The 6,356-nt window shown below is 62.4% G+C and carries 2 protein-coding genes; both read right to left on the reverse strand.

Translation table 11 applies throughout. From position 1 onward, the window contains the following. Positions 1–179: 179 nt before the first annotated feature. Positions 180–4,376: a DNA-directed RNA polymerase subunit beta' gene (gene rpoC, locus EN906_RS18830; protein WP_013531415.1), complete on the reverse strand. Its 4,197-nt coding sequence runs from the start codon at positions 4,374–4,376 to the stop codon at positions 180–182. A 147-nt stretch (positions 4,377–4,523) separates the two neighbouring features. Beyond that, positions 4,524–6,356 (reverse strand): DNA-directed RNA polymerase subunit beta (gene rpoB, locus EN906_RS18835; protein ID WP_127375297.1); only part of this gene is annotated, 1,833 nt, incomplete at its 5' end.

The following is a 6,356-nucleotide window of genomic DNA, read 5'->3' on the forward strand; positions in this document are numbered from 1 at the left end:
TCACTATACGGGGAGAAGATGCCGGCAGGCAGATGAGGGGCGGCGCCAGCCTGCAAAACAAGGCACCAGACGATGCTCCTCACTTCGCCACCGCCACAAAGTTCGGCTCCAACGCAATGAAAAAAGGCCGCCGGGTCGCCCCGACGGCCTTTTTTTGCCTGAGATTCCAACCGCCGCGCTTACTGCGCGGCGGTTGTCATGTCGGCCAGCATCGGCTCGGCGACTTCCGCACCCGAGGCCTTGCGGCGCTCGTCGATGATCAGTTCGTCGCGCGAGGTGGCGATGCGCCGGATCTGGCTCATCGTGCCGCCGGTACCGGCCGGGATCAGCCGGCCGACGATGACGTTTTCCTTCAAGCCCTGCAGCATGTCGGTCTTGCCGGCAACCGCAGCCTCCGTCAGCACCCGGGTCGTTTCCTGGAAGGAGGCGGCCGAGATGAAGGACGGCGTCTGCAGCGATGCCTTGGTGATGCCGAGCAGCACCGGCAGGCCTTCGGCCGGCTTCTTGCCGTCCTCGACCAGACGCTCGTTGACCTCTTCCAGTTCGATCACGTCGACATGATCGCCCGGGATGTAGGTCGAATCGCCCTGCACCGTGATCTCGACCTTCTGCAGCATCTGGCGAACAATCACCTCGATGTGCTTGTCGTTGATCGACACGCCCTGCAGACGATAGACTTCCTGGATCTCGTTGACGAGGTAGGAAGCAAGTGCCTCCACGCCCTTGATCGCCAGGATGTCGTGCGGCGCCGGATTGCCGTCGAGGATGTAGTCGCCCTTCTCGATGACGTCGCCGTCCTGGAGATGGAACGGCTTGCCCTTCGGGATCAGGTATTCGACCGGCTCAAGCGTCGAGTCATGCGGCTCGATGATGATGCGACGCTTGTTCTTGTAGTCGCGGCCGAAGCGGATCGTGCCGTCGATCTCGGCGATGATGGCGTGATCCTTCGGACGACGTGCCTCGAACAGCTCGGCAACACGCGGCAGACCGCCGGTGATGTCCTTGGTCTTGGCGCTTTCCATCGGAATACGCGCCAGCACGTCGCCGGGGCGAACCTGCGAACCCGGCTCGACCGAAAGAATGGCCTCGACCGAGAGCAGGAAGCGGGCGTCGCCGCCCTTCGACAGCTTGCCGACCTTGCCCTTGGCGTCCTGGATCGCAATCGCCGGCTTCAGGTCGTTGCCGCGTGGCGTCGAGCGCCAGTCGATGACCTCACGCTTGGTGATGCCGGTCGACTCGTCGGCCGTTTCCTGAACGGAAATGCCGTCGACCAGATCCTCGTACGACACCCTGCCCTCGATTTCGGTGAGGACCGGACGGGTATAGGGATCCCACTCGGCGATACGCTGGCCGCGCTTCACCTTGTCACCATCGTCCACGAAGATGCGCGAACCATAGGTGAGGCGGTGCGAGGCGCGCTCCTTGCCGGCTTCGTCGAGGATCAGAACCGCCATGTTGCGGCCCATGACCATCTGCTGGCCGTCGGAGTTGCGCACCACGTTGCGGTTGCGGATCTCGACCTTGCCCTCATACGAGGCTTCAAGGAACGAGCTGTCCACGACCTGCGCGGTACCGCCCATGTGGAAGGTACGCATGGTGAGCTGGGTGCCCGGCTCGCCGATCGACTGCGCCGCGATGACGCCGACGGCTTCGCCCTGATTGACCGGGGTGCCGCGGGCCAGATCGCGACCGTAGCAGACCGCGCAGACGCCAACCCTGACTTCGCAAGTCAGTGCCGAGCGGATGCGGACCGACTGGACGCCGGCCTTTTCGATCTGTTCCACGTCACGCTCGTCCATCAGCGTTCCGGCCTTGACCAGGATCTCGCCCGACACCGGATGGGTGATGTCGTCGAGCGACGTACGGCCCAGCACGCGCTGGCCGACCGAAGCGACGACCTGACCGGCATCGACGATCGGCTGCATGGTGAGGCCCTTGTCGGTGCCGCAGTCGACGGAGTTGACGATGCAATCCTGCGCCACGTCGACCAGACGACGGGTGAGGTAACCCGAGTTCGCCGTCTTCAAGGCGGTGTCGGCCAGACCCTTGCGGGCGCCGTGGGTCGAGTTGAAGTACTCGAGCACGGTCAGGCCTTCCTTGAAGTTCGAGATGATCGGCGTCTCGATGATTTCACCCGACGGCTTGGCCATGAGGCCGCGCATGCCGGCAAGCTGGCGCATCTGGGTGGGCGAGCCACGCGCACCGGAGTGCGACATCATGTAGATCGAGTTCATCGGCTTCTGACGGCCATTGTCCTCGAACTCGACCGCCTTGATACGGGCCATCATTTCGTCGGCGACCTTTTCCGAGCACTTGGCCCAGGCGTCGACGACCTTGTTGTACTTCTCGCCCTGCGTGATCAGACCGTCATTGTACTGCTGCTCGTATTCCTTGGCCAAAGCCTCGGTGTCGGAGACCAGCTTGATCTTGGCATCCGGGATCAGCATGTCGTCCTTGCCGAACGAAATGCCGGCACGGCAGGCATGGCTGAATCCGAGCGCCATGATGCGATCGCAGAAAATGACCGTCTCCTTCTGACCGCAATGGCGGTAGACGGTGTCGATCATCTTGGAGATGTTCTTCTTGGTCATCTCCTGGTTGGCGGTCTCGTAAGGCACGTTGACGTTCTTCGGCAGAAGCTCGCCGATGATCATGCGGCCAGGCGTCGTGTCATGGATCTTCGACACGACCTTGCCTTCGGCGTCGACCGTACGGAAACGACCCTTGATCTTGGAGTGCAGCGTCACCGCCTTGGTCTCGAGCGCGTGCTGGAGTTCGCCCATGTCGGCAAACACCATGCCCTCGCCCGGCTCGTTCTGGTTGACGATCGAGAGATAATAGAGACCCAGAACCATGTCCTGCGACGGCACGATGATCGGCGCGCCGGAAGCCGGGTGCAGGATGTTGTTGGTCGACATCATCAGCACGCGGGCTTCAAGCTGCGCTTCCAGCGACAGCGGCACGTGAACGGCCATCTGGTCGCCGTCGAAGTCGGCGTTGAAGGCCGTGCAGACCAGCGGGTGCAGCTGGATCGCCTTGCCTTCGATCAGGATCGGCTCGAACGCCTGGATGCCGAGACGGTGCAGCGTCGGCGCACGGTTCAGCAGCACCGGATGCTCGCGGATGACCTCGTCGAGGATATCCCAGACTTCCGGACGCTCCTTTTCGACCAGCTTCTTCGCCTGCTTGACGGTCGAGGAGTAACCCTTGGCGTCGAGACGGGCGTAGATGAAGGGCTTGAACAGTTCGAGCGCCATCTTCTTGGGCAGGCCGCACTGGTGCAGCTTGAGCTCCGGACCGGTCACGATGACCGAGCGGCCGGAATAGTCGACGCGCTTGCCGAGCAGGTTCTGACGGAACCGGCCCTGCTTGCCCTTGAGCATGTCGGACAGCGACTTCAGCGGGCGCTTGTTGGCGCCGGTGATGACGCGGCCGCGACGGCCGTTGTCGAACAGCGCATCGACGGCTTCCTGCAGCATGCGCTTTTCATTGCGCACGATGATGCCGGGAGCGCGCAGCTCGATCAGCCGCTTCAGACGGTTGTTGCGGTTGATGACGCGGCGATAGAGATCGTTCAGATCCGACGTGGCGAAGCGGCCGCCGTCCAGAGGAACCAGCGGACGCAGGTCCGGCGGGATCACCGGAACCACCTTCATGATCATCCATTCCGGACGGTTGCCGGATTCCATGAAGTTCTCGACGACCTTGAGCCGCTTCAGATACTTCTTCTGCTTCAGCTCGGAGGTGGTCGAAGCCAGTTCCGAACGCAGGTCGCCGGCGATCTTCTCCAGGTCCATGCCCGCCAGGAGGTCATGAATGGCCTCGGCGCCGATCATGGCGGTGAAACTATCCTCGCCATACTCGTCGACGGCGATCATGTACTCTTCCTCGCTGAGCAGCTGGTGCTCCTTCAGCGCGGTGAGGCCAGGTTCGGTGACGATGTAGTTCTCGAAGTAGAGGACGCGCTCGATGTCCTTCAGGGTCATGTCGAGCAGCGTGCCGATGCGCGACGGCAGCGACTTCAGGAACCAGATATGGGCGACCGGAGCCGCCAGCTCGATATGGCCCATGCGCTCGCGGCGAACGCGCGACAGCGTGACTTCGACGCCGCACTTCTCGCAGATGACGCCCTTGTACTTCATGCGCTTGTACTTGCCGCACAGGCACTCGTAGTCCTTGATCGGGCCAAAAATGCGCGCGCAGAACAGACCGTCACGCTCCGGCTTGAAGGTGCGGTAGTTGATGGTCTCCGGCTTCTTGATCTCGCCGAAAGACCAGGACAGAATCTTCTCAGGGCTGGCAAGCGATATCCGAATGGAATCGAACACCTGCGCAGGCGCCTGCGGATTGAAGAGATTCATGACCTCTTGGTTCATGCCGTTCTCCTTTTCGGGGTCCTCGAAAACCCCTTGCATCTAGCGCGGGCCAAACGCCCGCCGTCGTGTGTCGGCCACCGGCCGAAGAATTTGGTGCGTTCGGTCGCGATTTCCGCGACCGAACGTCTTGTTTACTCGGCCGCGCCCCTATTCGGCAGCATCGGGCAGCCGGACAGGGTTGTCGTCGAGCTTGGTGTTCTCCAGCTCGACATTGAGGCCGAGAGACCGCATTTCCTTGACGAGAACGTTGAAGCTCTCGGGGATGCCGGCCTCGAAGGTGTCGTCGCCACGCACGATCGCCTCGTAGACCTTGGTACGACCGGCGACGTCGTCGGACTTCACCGTCAGCATTTCCTGCAGCGTGTAGGCGGCGCCGTATGCTTCGAGCGCCCAGACCTCCATCTCGCCGAAGCGCTGGCCACCGAACTGCGCCTTGCCGCCCAGCGGCTGCTGGGTAACGAGCGAGTACGGACCGATCGAACGCGCGTGGATCTTGTCGTCCACGAGGTGGTGAAGCTTGAGCATGTAGATGTAGCCCATCGTCACCTTGCGATCGAACGGCTCGCCCGTGCGTCCGTCATAGAGCTGCGACTGACCGCTGGTATGCAGGCCCGCCTGCTCCAGCATGATGTTGATGTCAGCCTCATGCGCGCCGTCGAACACCGGGGTCGCGATCGAGACGCCGCGGCGCATCTGCTCGCTGAGGCGAACAATGCTCTCGTCGTCATAGTCACGAACCGGCTCGTTGCGGTCGTTGGCCGGGATGAAGCTCTCGAGCGTCTTGCGCAGCGGCTTGATGTCGCCGGCTGCCTTGTACGTGTCGATCAGCTCGCCGATCTTCTTGCCCATGCCCGCGCATGCCCAGCCCAGATGCGTTTCCAGGATCTGGCCGACATTCATGCGGCTCGGCACACCCAGCGGGTTGAGCACGATATCGGCATGCGTGCCGTCCTCGAGGAAAGGCATGTCTTCGACCGGAACGATCCGCGACACGACACCCTTGTTGCCGTGACGGCCGGCCATCTTGTCGCCGGGCTGCATCTTGCGCTTCACGGCCACGAAGACCTTGACCATCTTCATGACGCCCGGAGGCATTTCGTCGCCGCGCTGGACCTTCTCGACCTTGTCCATGAAACGCTGTTCGAGCGCCTTCTTGGAATCGTCGTACTGGCCACGGAGCGCCTCGAGTTCGCTCTGGAGCTTTTCGTTCTCCACGGCAAACTGCCACCACTGCGAACGCGGATACTCGTCGAGCGTATCCTTGGACAGCGTCGAGCCCTTCTTGAAGCCCTTCGGTCCGGCGATCGCTTCCTTGCCGACGAGCACGTCGGAAAGACGCGCGTAGACGTTACGGTCCAGAATGGCCTGTTCGTCGTCGCGGTCCTTGGCGAGGCGTTCGATCTCCTCGCGCTCGATCGCCATGGCGCGCTCGTCCTTCTCCACACCGTGGCGATTGAAGACGCGCACCTCGACGACCGTGCCGAAAGTGCCCGGAGGCATGCGCATCGAGGTGTCGCGCACATCGGATGCCTTTTCGCCGAAGATGGCGCGCAGAAGCTTCTCTTCCGGCGTCATCGGGCTTTCGCCCTTCGGCGTGATCTTGCCGACCAGGATGTCGCCCGGCTGAACTTCGGCACCGATATAGACGATGCCGGCTTCGTCGAGGTTCTTCAGCGCTTCTTCCGAGACGTTTGGAATATCGCGCGTGATTTCCTCCGGTCCGAGCTTGGTATCGCGCGCCATGACCTCGAACTCCTCGATGTGGATCGAGGTGAAGACGTCATCGGCGACGATGCGTTCGGACAGGAGGATCGAGTCCTCGTAGTTGTAGCCGTTCCACGGCATGAACGCGACCAGCACGTTGCGGCCGAGCGCCAGATCGCCGAGCTCGGTCGACGGACCGTCGGCGATGATGTCGCCCTTGTTGACCCGGTCACCCATGCGAACCAGCGGACGCTGGTTGATGCAGGTGTTCTGGTT

It is taken from the genome of Mesorhizobium sp. M7A.F.Ca.CA.004.06.1.1, assembly GCF_003999135.1.
Classification (GTDB): domain Bacteria; phylum Pseudomonadota; class Alphaproteobacteria; order Rhizobiales; family Rhizobiaceae; genus Mesorhizobium.